Annotated in this window: 19 protein-coding genes; 10 read left to right on the top strand and 9 right to left on the bottom strand. The window is 36.3% G+C overall.

Translation table 11 applies throughout. The features are described 5' to 3' along the window. The first annotated feature begins 50 nt into the window (after positions 1–50). The 9 genes from BMS_RS09670 (at position 51) to BMS_RS09710 (ending at position 9,394) form a co-directional block, all read left to right on the top strand. Positions 51–974 carry a Rossmann-fold NAD(P)-binding domain-containing protein gene (locus BMS_RS09670; RefSeq protein WP_014244629.1) on the top strand — a complete coding sequence of 308 codons (924 nt, stop codon included), beginning with the start codon at positions 51–53 and terminating at the stop codon, positions 972–974. Next, positions 967–2,505, top strand: a complete 1,539-nt coding sequence (gene hemC, locus BMS_RS16980; RefSeq protein ID WP_014244630.1) for a hydroxymethylbilane synthase — start codon at positions 967–969, stop codon at positions 2,503–2,505. Before BMS_RS09670 ends, hemC begins: the two co-directional genes overlap by 8 nt. Then, positions 2,505–3,773 (top strand): glutamate-1-semialdehyde 2,1-aminomutase, encoded by a 1,269-nt coding sequence (locus BMS_RS09680; RefSeq protein ID WP_014244631.1) that lies wholly within the window; start codon positions 2,505–2,507, stop codon positions 3,771–3,773. The genes hemC and BMS_RS09680 overlap by 1 nt, the downstream gene beginning before the upstream one ends. Continuing rightward, the gene (locus tag BMS_RS09685) at positions 3,774–4,667 is read left to right on the top strand and encodes a sensor histidine kinase (protein ID WP_014244632.1); all 894 of its coding nucleotides are present in this window, start codon (positions 3,774–3,776) and stop codon (positions 4,665–4,667) included. Next, complete coding sequence (locus BMS_RS09690) at positions 4,664–5,374, top strand: response regulator transcription factor (RefSeq protein ID WP_014244633.1); 711 nt, start codon at positions 4,664–4,666, stop codon at positions 5,372–5,374. The genes BMS_RS09685 and BMS_RS09690 overlap by 4 nt, the downstream gene beginning before the upstream one ends. Positions 5,375–5,383: 9 nt before the next feature. Further along, entirely contained in the window at positions 5,384–6,421 is a 1,038-nt protein-coding gene (locus tag BMS_RS09695; protein ID WP_014244634.1) for a uroporphyrinogen decarboxylase family protein, read from the top strand. Next, positions 6,421–7,713: a coproporphyrinogen-III oxidase family protein gene (locus BMS_RS09700; RefSeq protein ID WP_014244635.1), complete on the top strand. Its 1,293-nt coding sequence runs from the start codon at positions 6,421–6,423 to the stop codon at positions 7,711–7,713. The genes BMS_RS09695 and BMS_RS09700 overlap by 1 nt, the downstream gene beginning before the upstream one ends. Before the next feature lie 196 nt (positions 7,714–7,909). Further along, the gene (locus tag BMS_RS09705) at positions 7,910–8,404 is read left to right on the top strand and encodes a hypothetical protein (RefSeq protein ID WP_014244636.1); all 495 of its coding nucleotides are present in this window, start codon (positions 7,910–7,912) and stop codon (positions 8,402–8,404) included. A gap of 495 nt (positions 8,405–8,899) precedes the next feature. Then, complete coding sequence (locus BMS_RS09710) at positions 8,900–9,394, top strand: hypothetical protein (RefSeq protein WP_014244637.1); 495 nt, start codon at positions 8,900–8,902, stop codon at positions 9,392–9,394. 54 nt (positions 9,395–9,448) lie between these two features. On the opposite strand, the gene BMS_RS09715 is transcribed toward BMS_RS09710, so the two are convergent. From BMS_RS09715 to BMS_RS09725, 3 genes are read right to left on the bottom strand one after another with little or no spacing between them, the layout of a single operon-like run. Continuing rightward, positions 9,449–10,183: a hypothetical protein gene (locus BMS_RS09715; RefSeq protein WP_014244638.1), complete on the bottom strand. Its 735-nt coding sequence runs from the start codon at positions 10,181–10,183 to the stop codon at positions 9,449–9,451. Further along, on the bottom strand, positions 10,183–10,959 hold the full coding sequence (locus BMS_RS09720) for a hypothetical protein (protein WP_044557485.1): 777 nt from the start codon (positions 10,957–10,959) through the stop codon (positions 10,183–10,185). Before BMS_RS09720 ends, BMS_RS09715 begins: the two co-directional genes overlap by 1 nt. A gap of 5 nt (positions 10,960–10,964) precedes the next feature. Then, positions 10,965–11,306 (bottom strand): hypothetical protein, encoded by a 342-nt coding sequence (locus BMS_RS09725; protein WP_044557486.1) that lies wholly within the window; start codon positions 11,304–11,306, stop codon positions 10,965–10,967. A gap of 143 nt (positions 11,307–11,449) precedes the next feature. Between BMS_RS09725 and BMS_RS09730 the strand changes: the two genes are divergently transcribed. After that, a complete protein-coding gene (locus BMS_RS09730) occupies positions 11,450–11,725 on the top strand; it encodes a DUF4286 family protein (RefSeq protein WP_014244641.1) in 276 nt (91 codons plus the stop codon). A 22-nt stretch (positions 11,726–11,747) separates the two neighbouring features. Here BMS_RS09730 and BMS_RS09735 read toward each other — a convergent pair whose 3' ends face one another. The 6 genes from BMS_RS09735 to BMS_RS09760 all read right to left on the bottom strand — a co-directional run bounded on the left by BMS_RS09735 (position 11,748) and on the right by BMS_RS09760 (position 17,201). Continuing rightward, complete coding sequence (locus BMS_RS09735) at positions 11,748–12,155, bottom strand: hypothetical protein (RefSeq protein WP_014244642.1); 408 nt, start codon at positions 12,153–12,155, stop codon at positions 11,748–11,750. A 60-nt stretch (positions 12,156–12,215) separates the two neighbouring features. Next, complete coding sequence (locus BMS_RS09740; RefSeq protein WP_014244643.1) at positions 12,216–13,757, bottom strand: hypothetical protein; 1,542 nt, start codon at positions 13,755–13,757, stop codon at positions 12,216–12,218. A gap of 2 nt (positions 13,758–13,759) precedes the next feature. Continuing rightward, positions 13,760–14,686 carry a YihY/virulence factor BrkB family protein gene (locus BMS_RS09745; protein ID WP_014244644.1) on the bottom strand — a complete coding sequence of 309 codons (927 nt, stop codon included), beginning with the start codon at positions 14,684–14,686 and terminating at the stop codon, positions 13,760–13,762. A gap of 84 nt (positions 14,687–14,770) precedes the next feature. Further along, positions 14,771–15,538 carry an enoyl-ACP reductase FabI gene (locus tag BMS_RS09750; RefSeq protein WP_014244645.1) on the bottom strand — a complete coding sequence of 256 codons (768 nt, stop codon included), beginning with the start codon at positions 15,536–15,538 and terminating at the stop codon, positions 14,771–14,773. A gap of 104 nt (positions 15,539–15,642) precedes the next feature. Then, entirely contained in the window at positions 15,643–16,359 is a 717-nt protein-coding gene (locus BMS_RS09755; RefSeq protein ID WP_014244646.1) for a response regulator transcription factor, read from the bottom strand. Further along, entirely contained in the window at positions 16,356–17,201 is an 846-nt protein-coding gene (locus BMS_RS09760) for a sensor histidine kinase (RefSeq protein WP_162137849.1), read from the bottom strand. Before BMS_RS09760 ends, BMS_RS09755 begins: the two co-directional genes overlap by 4 nt. Positions 17,202–17,224 lie beyond the last annotated feature (23 nt).

Raw genomic sequence — 17,224 nt, forward strand, 5'->3', positions numbered from 1 at the left:
TGATCTAAGTAATTAAAAAGACACATCACAGCAAATCAAAGACGGATATTATGATTACTGGACTTAAAGTTATAAACCTCCCAGCAGGAACAAAAGTTGCGCCTCCAAAGAATGGAGAGCTCTTTATATTGGAAACTTGCCAAAGAACATTGGTCTTAGGCTATAACTTCGTACCATTTCACCATATTGACTGCACTGGCCTAGACATGGAGACTTTTGTTTCAGACAAGGCCTATAGCTACCTTCTAGAAACCATTTGTGGTTTAAAGAGTAAACTCCTTGGTGAGAATGAAATCACGTCTCAATTTAAGAAATCCTATACAAAGTATTTAGAGTACGGTGTCAGAAACTCTCAAATCATGTCCATCCTCGAAAAATTATTTATGGATGCCAAAAAGATTAGAACATCTTACTTGAGAGAAATCGGGCAACAAACTTACGCTGGAATTGCTAGAAAGCTTCTTAGAACTATTTCAGACGAAGGAGATGTTCTCATTCTTGGATCTGGGCAATTGGCTGAAGACTCAATTAAGTTACTGGCAAGAAAGTACCGCCTCTTTTTGAGTGCGAGAAACTCTCTAAAGGCCTTGGCCCTAAAAGAGAAGTATAGTGATTACAATATACAAATCGTTGAATGGGATGATCAAAAGTCTTGGTCAACATTTTCAAATATCATTAATACCATTGGTACGAATAGATACTTTATCAATCATGATTTCTTTTTGAATTGGGCAATTAATCAAAAGAGGTTATTCATTGATTTAGGCTCTCCTTGTATGTTAAATACGCCTTTTAGCACTACAGAAAGTGTCTACAGACTTGAAGATATCTTTGAGTTTGGAAAAGTACTTAATGAAAGTAAACAGCAGAAAGTTCAAAGCGCCCAAGCAGCAATAGAAACTCTTGTACAAAAAAGAATTAATTCCTTTGCTCTCAGCCTACCTTTCGGCTGGGAGGAAGTTCAGTTTGTCTAAGAAAATTTACAAAATCGGTACCCGCGGAAGTTTATTAGCCGTCACACAGTGTACTCAAGTAAAAGAAGAGCTTGAGAAATTAACTGGCGATCAATTTGAATTAGAAATCATTAAGACTCAAGGGGATCTCATAACTGACAAACCTCTATGGCAACTTGATGGTAAAGACTTCTTCACCAAAGAATTAGATGAAGCGCTCCTTACAAATAAAGTTGATATGGTTGTTCACTCTTATAAAGATCTAGGAAGTGAGAGACCGCAAGGAATTAAGCTCGCGGCCATTACCAAGAGACACTTCGCTCACGATATTCTCTTTATTAAGAATGAAACAATTAAAAACCTTTCAAATAAGAAAGAGTTTATTGTTGGAACAAGCTCCCCTAGAAGAATTGTAAATATAGAAGCTCAGTTATCAGAGTACTTACCTACGGATAATATTAAAGTCGAAACTAAAATGTTACGCGGTAATGTGAATACAAGAATAGGTAAATTAGTTGATGGTCAATATGATGCCATTGTCTTAGCTCTACCAGGTATTGAGCGTCTCGCTCATAGTGAGAAATCTTTAGAAGAGCTTAAAGTCCTTTTAAAAGATCTCAACTATATGATTCTACCCCAGAGTACATTTCCAAGCGCTGCCTCCCAAGGGGCACTTGCTATCGAATGTAACGAAGAAAACACAGAACTTTATCAAAAGTTACAACTTATCGAAGACAAAGTTACCGTTAGCGAAGTTTCTAGAGAGAGACAAGCATTCAACGGTTACGGTGGAGGTTGTCACCTAGCAGTGGGTGTGAACGTTAAAAGAGTCGGAGATAATTATATTCACTCGCACCGAGGAAAGAATGAGGATAAGTCGATCTCAGAACTAAGACTAGAAAGTGTGAGCGAGACTTTTAAAGGCGATAAGACAAATGCTTTCATTGGTCTGCCTCTAGAGAAAGTAAATGGAGAGAGTCACTATATTTACGATGAGTTCATAAATAAAGAACAGAGCTCCCCTATTTCTTTAAATGAGAAAGCAGACTTCTTTGCAACTAGTAATTACTGTATCAATCAACTTGAAAATAGTAGAGATTCAATAAATAACCTATGGGCCGCTGGAACTAAGACAATGAAGCAACTTGCCAAGAAAGGCTTCTGGGTAAATGGGACGAGCGATTCACTAGGACATGACGAATTAGAAATTCTAAGACAATCAAAATGTATTCAAGTGATGAATCCTAAGATGTCTCTAAATATTTTAACTCATAGAGATTCTGTATCTGATATTGGAAAAGTGATTGGATGCTACGAGCGCATTGAAACTCCTATGAGCGATGAGTACCGTAGAAAGCTAGAACAAAGTGAAGTCTTCTTCTGGACTAGCTTTAACCAATACCAGAGGTTCTGTGCACAAGTTCCATCTATAAAAGATAAGTTTCATTGCACAGGCTTAGGAAAAACAAAGCAAAAATTTGATGAGAATAATATAGCGGCCAAAGCATTTATAGGGATAGAAGACTTTAAAGCTTGGCTTAAGGAAGAGTAATGACGACACAGAACGAATTATTTGAAAAATCTAAAGACTTAGTACCTGGTGGAGTACATTCACCAGTGAGAAGTTTTAAAGGCCTCCATACAACACCAAGATTTATTAAAAAGGCCCACGGTGCATTTATAGAAGATGTTGATGGCAAGGACTATATCGATTTCTGTATGAGCTTTGGACCACTCGTTCTAGGACATAAAGACAGTGATGTTGAGAAGTCTCTAGTAGACGCTCTCTCTAGGGGTTGGAGTTACGGTACATGTGAACCCTACTCTCTGGATCTAGCGAGCTTTCTACTTTCAAAGATTGACTTCGTTGATCAAATTCGTTTTGTAAATTCTGGGACAGAAGCAGTAATGACGGCCCTTAGACTTGCAAGAGGAGCAACGAAGAAAGATAAGATCATTAAATTCAATGGCTGCTATCACGGTCACACTGATAGTATGCTTATTAAAGCAGGATCAGGTCTAGCTGGAACAAGTGAAGCCTCAAGCGCTGGAGTTCCGGAGGGAATCTCTAAAGATACTCTTATTCTAGAACTAGGAAATACTGAAGAAGTGATTCAATGCTTTAAAGATCACCCAGGGGAAATTGCAGCGATTATTATTGAGCCTCTACCAGCGAATAATGGTCTGCTAATTCAAGAGAAATCATTCCTAGAATTTCTAAGAAAAATCACTAAAGATAATGACGCTCTTTTAATCTTTGATGAAGTCATCTCTGGTTTTAGAGTTGCCTTTGGTGGGATGGCCGAGTTAACGGGAATAACTCCTGATATCGTGACTTACGGAAAAATTATTGGCGGTGGTCTTCCAGTAGGCGCCATTGCTGCAAAGAAAGAGATCATGGATAACCTGGCTCCAGTTGGTAGTGTATATCAGGCGGGAACTTTAAGTGCCAATCCTCTCGCGATGGTTGGTGGACTTGAGACATTAAAGAAAATGACTCCTAAGGCCTATGAAGAGATTAATGCTAATACTACAAAAATTATTAATGTCTTTAACAAGTGGTTAAAAGAATATAATGACGGAGAATTCTCTCATTACTCTTTGACGTCACATAGCTCACTCTTTTGGATTGTTGCTGCCGAGGGAGTCAATTGTATGGATAAAATTCCAGCAGATATTACAGAGAAATTTAACCCACTCTTTGAAACACTCCTAGAGAAGGGTATCTACCTCTCACCTAATGCCTACGAAGTTGGTTTTGTTAGTCTCGCCCATAATGATGAAGTTATTGGCGAATTAGAGAAGAGGCTTTGGAATTAATTGAAAAAAAATAGAAGCCTCATCATATTAACCACTCTACTTATAGGGACGACTTTGGCCTTGGCCATGTGGTGGACTTATTTACTCTATGTCTTTGGAGATAAATTAGATCAACTAACTGAGAGTATGCCCAATATAGGTTTAGGTGGTAATATTATACGAATGCTCAAATGGGAGGCCTCAACATTTATTGTTCTTATTCTCCTCCTCACGATAAGCTTTCTCGTAATCTTCTTTAAAGATCACAGAAAGACCAAAGCTTTACAAAACTTCTTTGCCAGTCTAACTCATGAGCTAAAGACTCCTCTGGCCAGCATTAGGTTACAGTCTGAAGTCATTACCGATGTGGCCGAGAGCTTAAAAAGTGAACAACTCACTAAGCTTACGAATCGACTGATTGAGGACACGGCCAACTTAGAAACACAGATGGATAAAATCCTACAGCTCTCAAGATTAGAAAGAGGAGGAACCCTCAATCTTGTCCCTGTAAATTTATCAACCGTCCTAAATAAAGTGATAAAGAACTACCGAGATCAATTTGAGATCACACTAAATAACTCATTAGATTTTGAAATACTCGGTGATGAACTCGCTATTGAACTCATCTTCAAAAACTTACTTGAAAACACAAAGAACCATACCAACTCTAAAACTATTGATATCCAAATGACAGAGAGTGAAGAAAATATCACTCTAAACTATAAGGACTATGGAAAGTTTAATGGAGATAGATCTAGACTTGGAAATATCTTCTACAAGTACGACAGTAAAAAAGGAAGTGGTATTGGACTCTACCTCATAAAGAAATTCATGCTCCTTATGGAAGGATTATTGATTTTAGGTGGTGATGAGTCCCTAGAAATTTCACTTAAATTTAAGAGAGTTCACTCATGATAAATGGTAAGATTCTAATAGTAGAAGATGAGAAAAATCTTGGTATTACGCTGCAAGAATATTTGAGTGGACTAGGTCACAACTGTAGACTCGCCACAGATGTTAAAAGCGCAAAAGAAATCTTTAGTGACTTCTCCCCTAAAATCATACTCATGGACATAGGACTTCCCGATGGGAATGGTCTAGATCTAGCAAGAGAGTTTCGTGCGAGTAGAAAAGACTTTGTTCTTCTCTTTCTCTCTGCCCAGAACGATCCAGAAACGAGAGTTGAAGGACTAGAGATAGGAGCAGAGGACTACATTACAAAACCTTTCGCCCTAAAAGAATTGGTTCTAAGACTAAATAGAATCCTAGAGCATCAAGAAAGCCTAGTGAGCTTTGCAGACGAAATTCAGGTTGGAGATCTCAAAATTTGGTTTAAGAAGTTTGAGATTGAAAATGCACTTGGTGAAACAATACCGATGTCACAGAAAGAGTGCTCTATTTTAGAATTACTTATGGCCAATGAATCAAAGGCAACAACAAGAGAAGAAATAATAGAAAAAATATGGGGAGAAGATAAGTTCCCTTCAAATAGAACAGTTGATAATTATATTGTTTCGCTAAGAAAGTGGTGTGAGACATCAAAGCAAAATGCAATTGAAATAAAAAGTATTAGAGGAATTGGCTATAAATTAATATGCAATTCTAAAGTTATAGAACGATAAGAGGAAGAAATGGGTTTATTTAACGACAGAACACAAAGAGACGGAAAAACAGGTGTACCTGTATGGTTCATGAGACAAGCTGGGAGATACCACTCTCATTACCAAAACATAAAGAAGAATTCAGACTTTATGACTATGTGTAAAACTCCCGCATTAGCGAACGAAATCACTCATGGCCCAATCGATGATTTTAAATTTGATGCAGCAATTCTCTTCTCAGACCTATTATTCCCTCTAGAGCAAATGGGAATGGGCCTCGTTTATAATCCAGGACCAATCCTTGATAAGAGAATCAACACATTGGATGATTTAAAACAACTGGAGCTAAAAGCTAGTGCTAGAGAGTTTTATAACTTTCAAAAAGAAGCATGTACCCTACTGAGAAGCTCACTTGATAAGAGTAAAACTCTACTCGGATTTGTAGGTGCACCTTTTACACTTTACTCCTATGCAGTGGAAGGAAGTCATGCAGGTAACTTAACGAGCTCAAAACTAGGTCTCTATGACGGACGTTTTCATGGATTCTTAGAAAAACTTATTCCGGAATTAGTTGAGAATATGTGTATCCAAGCAGAGGGTGGAGCTGATGCCATGTGCCTCTTTGATACAGCAGTGGGAGAACTACACTTCAATGATTTTAAGAAATATATAATTCCTGCACTAAAGTCTGTAACAAAGGCCTTTAGAGAAAGACATCCTGATAAGAAAGTCATCTATTACTCCAAACTGACTCATATGGAGTATCTAAGAGAGATTCAGGACGACAATATTGATGTTCTAGGAATTGATTGGAGAATGAATCTATCAAATGCTCTAAGTGAACTTGGAAATGATTACTATATTCAAGGAAATTTCGACCCAAGTTGGTTACATCTTCCTTGGGAACATGTGGAGTCTAATCTTAATGAAATGTGGCAGGGCCTACAAGATAAGAACCTACCACTTGATAAGTGGATCTGTGGTCTGGGTCATGGAGTTCTACAACACACACCTGAGAGTAATGTTAGAAATGCGGTAGAGTATATCCACAATAACTTTCTTTATTAATGTCCAAAGAACTTAAAGATTTACTACTTAATTTACACACCAGAGGAAGGAGGTATAGTTACTATCCCTCTCTTCCTGACTGGAATGGAGATTATGATAAAGTAGAAATCATTAAGTCTCTAAGCTTAAAAAAAATAAATCTCTATATACACATTCCCTTTTGTGCATCACTCTGCACCTTCTGTGGCTGTAATATAAAAGTCACAAGAAGTAGTGATCAGTTTCAAAGCTATATAGAAAAAATTCTTGAAGAGTGGAAACTCTATAAAGAAGAGTATCCACAAATTGAATTGGCATCTATTTATCTGGGAGGAGGAACACCAACTTATCTGACTCTAGATAATATCAAGTATCTTATCGACAATATTCTAGAGGGAACAAAGTGTGATCAAACTTTTTTTGGAACAATAGAGACTGATCCGCGCCTTCTTCAAGTTGAGAAGTTAAAATATTTGAGTAGTGTGGGCTTTAATGCACTTAGCATTGGTGTTCAAGACACAAATACAGAGACATTAGCGAATGTGAATAGACACCAGAGTTTTGATCAAGTTAGAGCACTTGTAAATTGTGCAAGAGAGAATGGTTTTTCAGAGATTAACTTAGACCTTATCTACGGTCTTCCCTTTCAAACACTCAAGAGTTTTGAAAAGTCATTAAACGATGTTCTAACTTTGAAACCGGAGCGTATCGCTAATTACCCTTTAGCTAAAGTACCTTGGCAAATGGACTTACAGAATGCTCTTGGAATATATCGCCCACTAGGAACTGAGGATATGTATGACCTTTATATTCATAGTGACGAGATTCTAAAAAGTAATGGCCACAGACTTCTGGGAATGGGTCACTATAGTAATCAAGAAAAGCATTATAATAGAAATATAACGGGCTATACTAGCGCTCTCAATGCTCCACTTATAGCACTAGGAACTTCATCAATTTCAAATACAGATCAATATCTTTTTCAAAATGATAAAATTCTAGAGAAGTATCATCAGTATCCAAATAGAATAGTCACTTCTCACAAAAAGAAAAAAAATGAAGTTATACTAGAGTCCATCTTTCAAGACATCAATTGTAATGGGACTTTTTCACTCTTAGATCTTCACAATCACCACACTGTAAATAGTAATGAACAAAAGAGTGAAACCCTAATAAGACATATGAATATGCTCATTGAATATAAGATTCTCGAGCACAAGAACGACGTTTATAAGATTACTGAACTAGGAAAACATTTCAATAAAACTATATGTCAGAGCATTGAAAAGGCCCACTCTTCGCCGCAAAATTAAACTCGGCGAACTCCACTATCTTAACTCATGACTTTTTCATCTCCTCTCCTCGCCACCTAAATCCACTGGCGAAGTTATAAATCTATAGGCCATTTTTCGATTGAAAGATCATCTCCTCACCCATAAAACAGCCTCACAAAAACAAGAAGACATTTTTACAAACAATAACAACGTTATCTTTACAGGAGATTAAAAAATGAAAAAATTATCAATGCTAGTACTTTCACTTCTTTCACTTTCTTCATTTGGTTACACTTATGTTGGAATGAATGTTCCTACAATGCTAATGGAAAACGGATTTGAATTTGAAAGCGTAAAAGTAACAAACATCTGTCAATTAGAAGACGGAAGCTTCAAGACAATTAAAAAAGCTACTAACAAGTGTGTTAAGTACTCTAGAAACTTCAGAAACGCATTTGAGTACAGAGAAGCTCAAAACGGTTGTTTAAGAACTGGAAGCCTACACCTTTTCGCAGCTGAGTCTAAGCCAACTTCATGGTGTGCTGAGTTTGGTAGAGATCACGATGGTGAGTACGGATGTATCAGAATTGGACGTGGATCAGAAGTTAGACCACTTACTTACACTGTTCAAAAAGTTAGATACAATACTAGAGGTGGACTTAACAATGAAACAAGAGTTATCGAAGAAGTTCTTGAGTCTTACACTCACACAATCCCAGCTTGTAACTAATTCTTAAGAATACTTACAATCATATAATAGGGCCGCAATTATTGCGGCCTTTTTTATTTATCATAATTTCATCTTCATTAATTCATTTTTTTAGTTTGCCAATTAATACTGCAAAACAACTCTTAAAAAAATTGTAATTCATTTACTTACTCATTCTTTCGAAAGCTTAAACAGAGCGTCTCTACAAAGTTACAAAAGAAAATAAGAATAAATTGTAATGACATTCTCTTCTTACTTTTAGAAAAAAATAAATTCAGAAGATAAATATAAAAAAACCTCTAAGCTTCGCCGCAAATATTTTACGGCGAATAAGAAATATGTAAGTAAGCAGTAATATCACATTAGTATTCGCCGCTTAGTTTTACTGGCGAAGTTATAATTTTGTAGCTCATTTTTAGATTGAAAGATCGTCTCCTCACTCATAAAACATGCTCACAAAAACAAGAAGACATTTTTATAAACAATAACAACGTTATCTTTACAGGAGATTAAAAAATGAAAAAATTATCAATGCTAGTACTTTCACTTCTTTCACTTTCTTCATTTGGTTACACTTATGTTGGAATGGATGTTCCTACAATGCTAATGAAAAACGGATTTGAATTTGAAAGCGTAAAAGTAACAAACATCTGTCAATTAGAAGACGGAAGCTTCAAGACAATTAAAAAAGCTACTAACAAGTGTGTTAAGTACTCTAGAAACTTCAGAAACGCATTTGAGTACAGAGAAGCTCAAAACGGTTGTTTAAGAACTGGAAGCCTACACCTTTTCGCAGCTGAGTCTAAGCCAACTTCATGGTGTGCTGAGTTTGGTAGAGATCACGATGGTGAGTACGGATGTATCAGAATTGGACGTGGATCAGAAGTTAGACCACTTACTTACACTGTTCAAAAAGTTAGATACAACACTAGAGGTGGACTTAACAATGAAACAAGAGTTATCGAAGAAGTTCTTGAGTCTTACACTCACACAATCCCAGCTTGTAACTAATTCGTAAGAACACTTACAATCATATAATCGGGCCGCAATTATTGCGGCCTTTTTTTATTTTAGAGAATCAATTGCAGAGAGAACAAAGAGAGGAATATCACCACGACTTTGTTCATCATTAAGAATAGAAATTATCTCTTTCAGAGCATTTTTTTGAACTTTATGGATCTTTTTAGCAGCATCACGATTAACAGATTCAGAAAGATTATAAAATAGATTTGGCACCTCAGTGTTCCCTTCAACTTTAATGAAGTCACTTACCGCCTTAAAGTTTCTCACAAAGTATTCATTTGAAACTTTAAATGTATTTAAATTAGAAGATATATTATCTCCGTCAACCTTAACTAAGTCATCACGCTTTAAATTTTCAAGAGCGCTAAGCCCCATCTGCCCAAAGAGTCTCTGAACTTCAGAAATAGTCGTACCACAGCTATTAGATGCCAGTTTAAAGACAAGATAGCTCGTCTGATCCGATACACTTTCATCTATAACTTTAATATCTATCTTCGATGAACCAGATGATAATAAGAACTCATTACTTAGGTATTCACTTAAACTTCCCTCACCTAAAGCCTCTCTAATCTCATAGAGATCAGTTGTCTTATAGATGTGGGAAAGTACCTTAAGTATGGTCTCATTCTTAGGAAGTCGCTTAAGTTCAGCTTTCTTAATTCTACGCAAGCTCGTCTCTGGCACTTTCATATTTTGCGCCAGAGAATTGAGACTTAAGTAAGACTTGCTCTCAAGATAAGTATTAAGAATGTGAGATAGTTCTTTATTCTCTTCCATTACTTCTTTGGTATAGTTACGTAAATACGGCTCTTGGACACTTTCTTATTTTCATAAAGAATCTTAGAGATAAAACTCTCCATCCCAAGAATGCGCTCTAACACACCTTGCTCAGGCCTAAATCTGCTAATATCACTAGCACTCATATTCATATTAATTCGAACACGACCGGCACCACCGCCACCACTTTGCTCTCCTCCAATAACCTTTCCAGATAGATCGGACCAAGAATTAAAATCTGAGATCTCATAATCTCTAGAAATTTTACTAAAGTCAGAAACTAGGCTAACTCTATCTTTTTCAGCGTTATATCTTAAGAAGCGAGACATATTCTCCCACTTCTTCCAATTTTCAAGAGCTGTATCGTTTACACCGTAGTTCTTTAAATTACCGTAGAAAATTGTCTCCACAGAGTTTGCTTCTTTTATGACTTCACTTTCTGGTGACAAACTTAAAAGAAGATTTATCTGACATTTACTGATTTCATAATTTTCAAACTTTTGAGAGTGCCTATTATAGAAGTTATGTATACGAGGTATGAAGTCGTTCTTTACGAACTCAGTTCCATTTTCAAACTTAAGAATAGTCTTAGCATGTACAGGAACAATATTACTCAAATCTCGCGAGTTCTTTTCTCTAATATAGCCATTATCAAAGCAGAGTTTATCAACAGAGACTTGACCGTTAGGTAACTCAATAATTGGTAAATAAGCAAAACTTGAAGCACTGGTAATAGTTAGTGCGAAAGTGAAAGCTATAGAAAAGAAGCGATTCATAAAACCTACTTTGTACACTCAAGGATATATGTTTTTCTGGCAGATACAGAAGATAGTCTCATTCTTCCATTTGAATCAAAATCACCCTTAAATAAGTTTCCATTTGTATAATCTGGTCCAAGAGTGATCATTGCAATGATAGAGTCATCATGTTGAGTAACTGAATAATAAGCTTCATCTATATCTAAAGTGAGCTTAACTAATCCTGGTATATTCTGATGAACTAGAGATTCTTTTGTAACCTTAACTTCAGTGCCGATTAATTCTCTTCTCTCTCCCGTGCACTCAATGGCAAATGAAGAAATAGAAGTGAGGAGTAAAAGAGAGGTAAGTCCCAGTAATTTCATATATTTTCCTTGTTTATTTGATGACTCAACATACCAAAAAACTGAAAAATTCGTAAGTAAGAACAGCAAAACAAGAACATTTTACAGCTTTACTAGCAATTAGTGCCACTCTATCATATAATAATTCAAGACAGGAGGTCTTCATGATTGAATACGAAGTCACAATAGATATTACTGATACAGACATGGAAGCTTATAAACTATGGCTAGAAGAATACTGCCAACAAGTCTTAGAACTTGAAGGCTTCATAGATATAAGGCCATCAATTACCAAGGTTCTAGAGAGATATTATGCTTGTATCCGATATATCGTAAAAGATAAGAAAGTCTTACAAGAGTTTATTAAGAATAAAGAAAAGAACTTTTCTAAAGTGGAGAAATCTATAAAGAAGAGAATCCTAGAAGAGGGAGACGTTTAGTCTCCCCTATATCAAAGCTAGATTATTGATTATCTAACTCAAACTTAATTCTTCTAAAATTATCATTAGCACAAGATATGAAGCTGTATGAAAGCTCGTTCTGGTTGTAGTTTCCACAGTGTGGTAAATAAATTGAGCGGTTCAGCTCTCTGGCCAATCTGCTAAAGTTATTATTGATACAACTTACAAAAGAATAGCTCACAGTGTTTCCAAAGTTAGAGCAATAAGAAATATAGATTGGTGTATCAAAATCTCTTCCAAGTGAATTAAAATTTGTATTCACACAGCTAGAGAAAGCATAGCTAACGGCTTGATTGCCATAAGAATAATTTGAACAGTAACTAACATAAGACTTTTCACTAGACTCACTTGCTACTGCTGCTTGAGAGAGACCAAAAATAAGTAAAGTCGCTAAAAATAAACTCTTCATATAAACTCCTAAAAAAATTATAGTTATATGAGAGCAAATTCCCTAACAAAAGTCAAAAAATCATAAGTAGCTATAGTGAATTTGGTTTCCTATCTCAATATTTTTACCAATTAGAAAGGAAGTTAGGAATACAACCCTATGCAACTGTGCATCACTAAGGGAGAAGCGGTATTGAATATCTCTAAGGAAGTCCTCTTCCAAGACCTCTACTTGATGATCTAAAAAAGAAACTTTAAGAATCTCGCAAATAAGAATCTCACCATAGGCACCATCAGTTTTACCATGCACAAAATTCTCAATTCTAGAGCTTAGACCCAAAGAAACCTCCTCTAGTCCATCTTGACCTAGAATGTGAAAGGCAAGATCAATAAATAGTGAAACTTTTGATCTTTCGTCCAAAGTGCATTTTGAAAAACCGAGAGCTTTGGCCACTTGCTCCTCTACTTGATCATTCACTTTAGTCGCCAAGAGTTTTCTAGAAGTTCTCCACTGGGCAAAGAGCTCCCAAGAATTATCAGGAAGTATCGAGAGCATTTTTTCAAAGTAAACTATATTCTCTTCAAAGAGAGAGAAATGAGATGAGATAACCTCAAAAAGAATGAGTGCATTGTCTCTAGAAAGTGTATGACTCTTAGCTAGAGACATAGAAATACTTTCTAACCAAAATATTTCGTTCTTATGGAGGACTCTATCTCTAAGAGAGACTTCAAGACCAAGAATATAGCAAAGAGCTTTTTCATCTTCCTCCATAGAGGCCACCAATTTATCAATATTCCAAGTCATAAGACTTGAGAGTAGATGATTATCTAGTCCTCTCAGTTGTTCTTTAAACCACTTCCCTTCTCGCTTATCAACATTACTATCACTACCAATAATTTGGAGAAGTACTGCACCTATTTTATGAATGGAGAGCTGTGAGTGATGAGAGTTCGTTGAGAGTTTTCCCTCTAAATAGTGAAAGAAATAATTCATATCACTTAAATTTGTTTCTAAGTTTAATCTTGATTTCAAGTTATAAAGAAAATCTAACTCTAAAGAGTCGAGAATATCTCCCGAGAGATGGGCCATCTTAACCCCACAAAGAAAGACGTGCTCTTTCTCTATATGATCTAGATCTTTCAGTTCAAAGTGTAGATCAAATTCCTCTACGACACACTCTCTAATGATTTGTGTATCACTAGATTCGATGTCCATACAATCAGCTAGCCACTGAATAAACTTAACTCTCGTTAGAATGAATTTCTTATCGACAAGACAAAGTAGAGAGAGACAATGATAGAGCTTAAGTTTTTGCTCATAATCATTATGGTTGATCTGATCAATGATACTCTCTATTGAGAAATAATGTGAAGACAGAGAAAACTCACGGCTTGGCAAAACAGTCTTTGTATCTAGAAAGCGATTATCTCTTGAGACCCAATACTTAAAAGTATCATAGTCAATCCCCTTACCAACTTTGCTCCACTTCTTTGTATCCTCAGACGAAAATTCATAGAACTCACTTAGCCAAATAAGAAATCTTTCACGAATATTTTTTTCCATGTGAAAGTGGTCCATGGCCAAGTCTATAAGAGTAAAAATTGCTTTGCGCTCAATTTCCATAATTACCTTTTCTTCTTCTTTTTGAATTTAGCTTTAATATTAGGTGGAATGATTTTCTCTTTACCAGCATAAGCAACACTGGCGCCATAGTAGAAACAACTCATCAAGAAATAGATCCAAATAAGGGCGATCATAAAATTTGTGAACTGCCCATAATCGGCCACAAGATCATCTTTGAAGTACTTTACATAGATCCAATAAGTACTGCGACCAATCAGAAAGCATAAGACAAATGTTGCCCCACCTCTAAAGGCATCTTTAGTAGCAACTTTAATTGATGGGCAATACTTATAAAATAGACTAAAGAATAAGAGAGAGAGGATCGAGCTGATGAAACTATTATCAAAGAGAATAACAAAACCTCTCCCCCAACTAAAACTTTGAAGGATCTCTTGAACTGGTCCTTTATGTCCAACACAGACCAATAAAACCATATAAATAGTTATTCCAATTCCTGTAAAGAACGAACGAAGATCGTCCTCTAAGAGACCTCCGTCAGGATCAACTTTGGATAGAATATTAATTCCAAAAACGATGGAAGTCGAAATTCCCATTGATGCAAAAATAAGAAAGGCCACTTTAAGAAAATCTAAGCCACTGTCGTGAAGCTGAGAATTTACAACGCTCTCAATTCCGTTATAAATCCAAGAGTCGACTTTAGGAAAAGACTCTAACACAACTCTCATTACATAATCTCTCGCCCCAGCATTGTCTGCGATAATGAGACCAACCATATTTATAAATAGTAAAAGAGCGGGTGCAAAACTTAGAAGAGTAAAGAATGTTGAAGCGCCAGCTATGACCTCTCCTTTTCGTCTTTTAAAGAGTACAAGGCCCTGAACTAACCTAAGGAGAACAGACTTTGTTAAGTCATAACTTTTCTTCTCTAATTTGAGCGAATAATCGCTTAGAGACTTTGCTTTTGCCATGCTTAACTATCGGAAATTTAAGGAGAAAACTTTAGGAACTCGGCCACTATAAAAATGGCCGAGAAATTTTATTTAATTATTTATTTAGGCACCCATTATATTGAGTCCACTATCGACGTAGAGGATCTCACCAGTCACACCATTACCTAGAGAACTAGATAAGAAGACAGCTGCTCCGCCTACATCTTCAGTTGTAACATTTCTTCTTAGTGGAGCTTTTTCCTCAACATCTTTTAAGAATCCTTTTAGACCAGGAACACCACTCGCGGCAAGAGTTCTGATTGGCCCAGCAGAAATTGAATTAACTCTAATTCCTTCTGGTCCTAGATCATCTGCCAGGTAGCGAACACTAGATTCAAGGGCCGCTTTTGCAACACCCATAACATTATATCCGTTTAGAACTTTTACTGATCCATGGTAAGTTAGGGCAACAACAGACGCTCCTTCATTCATAATTCCTCTTAGACTATTACAAAGTCCAATTAGAGAGAATGCTGAAATATCACAGGCCATTTTAAAACCTTCTCTAGAAGTGTCAGAGAATCTCTTCTTAAGATCTTCTTTGTCAGCAAAGGCAAGAGAGTGGATAAGGATATCAAATTTTCCCCACTCTTTTTCTACAGTCTCTTTTAACTGATCATAGTGAGCGTCAACTGTCACATCTAACTCAGTAAGAAAGTCTGCACCAATTTCTGTAGCTAGAGGTTCAACTCTTTTCTTGAGTGCATCGTTTAGATAAGTCATTCCAATATCTGCACCTTGTGCTTTAAGGGCCCTAGCAATTCCCCACGCAATTGATCTTTCATTGGCCACACCAAGAATGAGGGCCTTCTTTCCTTGTAGTAAATTCATATCTATTCCTTTGATTAATTAAATTTATTTTCAGGCGCTCAAGTTTACTAGGCCAAAATCACTCGCGCAACGACTAAAATAGTCGCTTTGCACAACTAAAAGTTCTACGGTGAAAAGACATAGCCAACTGACCTAAGTGACTTAAATATAACGGGATTTTTTGGATCTTTTTCAAAGTACTTTCTAAAGCGCACGATGAAGTTATCAACAGTTCGAGTAGATGTCTCACCATCATAACCCCACGCCTTCTCAAGAAGCTCTTTCCTTGAAAGTGGTATTTCTTGGTGAGCAATGAAGACTTGAAGTAGTTTAACCTCTTGCTCTGTGAGCTGTATCACTTTTGTCCCTACATTTGCTTGGAGTTTGATGAAATCAATATCTATATTAGAAAAACTAAAACTCTCAGCACAGAAATAATCTTCTTGCTCGTTGTCTTCTTTGTCAGGATTTGACCAATTTGAACGCAGTAGTAAACGCTCTACTCTTAGAAGTAATTCCTCTAAGTCAAAGGGCTTAGCGAGGTAGTCGTCGACTCCTTTTGATAAGGCCTTCACTTTATCACCTGTACCGTCTTTAGCAGAGAGGATGAGAATAGGGATCTTTTGATCTTCCTTTCTGATCTCTTCTAAAACGCTAATTCCATCAAGGCCAGGCATCATAATGTCCAAGAGAATAAGATCTGGTGACCACTCTCTCCACTTCTGTAAGGCGAGAATTCCATTGTCTGCATGCTCTACTGTATAATTTTGCAAAGTGAGGTTAAGTTTTAGTCCCTCTGCTAAGTGTTTTTCATCTTCAACAATTAAAACTTTCTTGCTCATGATTCAATTTCTCTCGGTAAAATAATCGTAAATGTGGAACCTTGTCCCTCACCTCTACTTTCAACTTCTATAGATCCTTTTTGTAACTTTAAGATCTGACTTGAAAGATAGAGACCAAGACCACTTCCCTTTGTCGACTTACCAACTTGATAGAATTTCTTAAAAACATTTCGCTGTTCACTCTTCTTAATACCCATTCCATTGTCAATAAAACTAATACTCATTTTCTTTCCAAGTGAATTGAATTCGATATTAAGTTGAGGGCGATTGGAATCATTATAGCGAATAGCATTTGTAATAATATTCATAAATACCATCTCCATGAGAGCGGTATCAATGAAAGAGAAATACTCTACGTGGTCGATCTTCTTAATATTTATTTCAATACTCTCAAATAAGTGAGGATTCTTTTCTAGGAATTCACTTGCAAGCTCAAAGAGCTCAACCCTTGAGTTATTCATATTGAAACTGCGATCTTCAATTTTTCCAAGATTAAGGATTTGGCCAACATTATCGGCCAGGCGATCGGCATCTCTAATCATAAAGTCGATATACTTTAATTGATCCTCTCTTGAGAGTTCATGTTTTTTAAACGTATCTAAAAAGAGTCTAATAGAGGCCACAGGAGTTTTAAGCTCATGAGTGAAGCCATTGATGAAGTTTTGCTGCATTCTATAGAGTTGAATAATCTTCTGATAATAAACAAAGATGATAATTGTTCCCGCTAAAATAATGGCAACAAGAATTGAAGTAATTAAAATCGTCACCCATGTATCAGTGGCCAAGAACTGCGAGGCATCGACTTTATTCTTCTCAACAAAGAGTCTTACACTATCACTCACCTGCAGATAAGATCTAATATAGA

The organism is Halobacteriovorax marinus SJ (assembly GCF_000210915.2).
Taxonomy (GTDB): domain Bacteria; phylum Bdellovibrionota; class Bacteriovoracia; order Bacteriovoracales; family Bacteriovoracaceae; genus Halobacteriovorax; species Halobacteriovorax marinus.

Bases quoted from the DNA above. Each gene is read 5' to 3' on its own strand.
- BMS_RS09680 (WP_014244631.1), top strand. From the start codon at position 2,505: ATGACGACACAGAACGAATTATTTGAAAAATCTAAAGACTTAGTACCT.
- BMS_RS09745 (WP_014244644.1), bottom strand. From the start codon at position 14,686: ATGGCAAAAGCAAAGTCTCTAAGCGATTATTCGCTCAAATTAGAGAAG.
- BMS_RS09705 (WP_014244636.1), top strand. From the start codon at position 7,910: ATGAAAAAATTATCAATGCTAGTACTTTCACTTCTTTCACTTTCTTCA.
- BMS_RS09700 (WP_014244635.1), top strand. From the start codon at position 6,421: ATGTCCAAAGAACTTAAAGATTTACTACTTAATTTACACACCAGAGGA.
- BMS_RS09755 (WP_014244646.1), bottom strand. From the start codon at position 16,359: ATGAGCAAGAAAGTTTTAATTGTTGAAGATGAAAAACACTTAGCAGAG.
- BMS_RS09715 (WP_014244638.1), bottom strand. From the start codon at position 10,183: ATGGAAGAGAATAAAGAACTATCTCACATTCTTAATACTTATCTTGAG.
- BMS_RS09740 (WP_014244643.1), bottom strand. From the start codon at position 13,757: ATGGAAATTGAGCGCAAAGCAATTTTTACTCTTATAGACTTGGCCATG.
- BMS_RS09720 (WP_044557485.1), bottom strand. From the start codon at position 10,959: ATGAATCGCTTCTTTTCTATAGCTTTCACTTTCGCACTAACTATTACC.
- BMS_RS09695 (WP_014244634.1), top strand. From the start codon at position 5,384: ATGGGTTTATTTAACGACAGAACACAAAGAGACGGAAAAACAGGTGTA.
- BMS_RS09730 (WP_014244641.1), top strand. From the start codon at position 11,450: ATGATTGAATACGAAGTCACAATAGATATTACTGATACAGACATGGAA.
- BMS_RS09725 (WP_044557486.1), bottom strand. From the start codon at position 11,306: ATGAAATTACTGGGACTTACCTCTCTTTTACTCCTCACTTCTATTTCT.
- BMS_RS09735 (WP_014244642.1), bottom strand. From the start codon at position 12,155: ATGAAGAGTTTATTTTTAGCGACTTTACTTATTTTTGGTCTCTCTCAA.
- BMS_RS09690 (WP_014244633.1), top strand. From the start codon at position 4,664: ATGATAAATGGTAAGATTCTAATAGTAGAAGATGAGAAAAATCTTGGT.
- BMS_RS09750 (WP_014244645.1), bottom strand. From the start codon at position 15,538: ATGAATTTACTACAAGGAAAGAAGGCCCTCATTCTTGGTGTGGCCAAT.
- BMS_RS09710 (WP_014244637.1), top strand. From the start codon at position 8,900: ATGAAAAAATTATCAATGCTAGTACTTTCACTTCTTTCACTTTCTTCA.
- BMS_RS09670 (WP_014244629.1), top strand. From the start codon at position 51: ATGATTACTGGACTTAAAGTTATAAACCTCCCAGCAGGAACAAAAGTT.